The organism is Mesorhizobium sp. A623 (assembly GCF_054489405.1).
This window is the reverse complement of the sequence record NZ_JBTMXB010000131.1, coordinates 1-819: the sequence shown is the minus strand read 5'-3', so window position 1 is coordinate 819 and position 819 is coordinate 1. Positions and strand designations below refer to the sequence as shown.

The following is an 819-nucleotide window of genomic DNA, read 5'->3' as shown; positions in this document are numbered from 1 at the left end:
GAAAAGCAGGCCGCATGACGCCACAAATCAATCTCCGGATTCTCCAATAGGCTGGAGGAAACACGGGTCTCAGGTCACGTGGCACGCAGCCGGCGTCGCCAATGGCGGAACGTCGATCGAGAACCCGCCCGGCATTCGCGAGATGGGTTCCCGCAAGCTCTACCTGGCCTATCTTCGCGATCCGACGGGCAACAAGCTTTGCGCCAGAGCCATCGTCACTGACTAAGCCGCCTTCTGCCGCGCATCACTCTTCGCACGCCCTGCTCATTTTCCGCCGGCTGTGCGGTAGAGTTCTTTTTCTCGCTCCGTTTTCGGCTCGAACTTTTTGACCGGCCGCACAGGAGCGGATCGCGCCTTCGCATCATCGGCGATTGCCATTGGGATGAGAACCGGAGCGGCAACGACCGCACCGGCCACTAATCCGGCATCACAATGTGCCGGCTGACTGCCTCCAAGCATGTTGCAACTGCCACAGCTAGAGAGAACGAGCGGCGCAATGATCGATAGAAAGATTCGTAACTTCATCTCTCGATGATTTCAGCAGCGCCCCCATGCGTCAATCTACGCCCTTCCTTCTGGCGCTAGGCTTGACAGTCTCTTGTCGGTTAGAGGCATTGGTGGTTAGCTGCGAGGCAGAGCGCGCGGCTGAGGTGCTGTAACGTCCTGCAACAGTCATTGATTTGGCGCGGTCCACGACCGCCCTATCTGTTCGGGGTGGCTAATTTAGTAAAATACCAATGCGTCCGCGAGGATGACGGGACGTGGACTGTATGGGACACCGCCCTCGACATTCCAGCTATTCTCGCTGAACAGGTGCTA

Annotated in this window: 1 protein-coding gene and 1 pseudogene; one reads left to right on the top strand and one right to left on the bottom strand. The window is 57.9% G+C overall.

From position 1 onward, the window contains the following. Positions 1–226 (top strand): annotated as a pseudogene (locus tag ACX3P1_RS28230) (hypothetical protein); the annotation flags it as partial. A 38-nt stretch (positions 227–264) separates the two neighbouring features. Here ACX3P1_RS28230 and ACX3P1_RS28225 read toward each other — a convergent pair. Then, complete coding sequence (locus tag ACX3P1_RS28225) at positions 265–525, bottom strand: hypothetical protein (RefSeq protein WP_459083123.1); 261 nt, start codon at positions 523–525, stop codon at positions 265–267. Positions 526–819 lie beyond the last annotated feature (294 nt).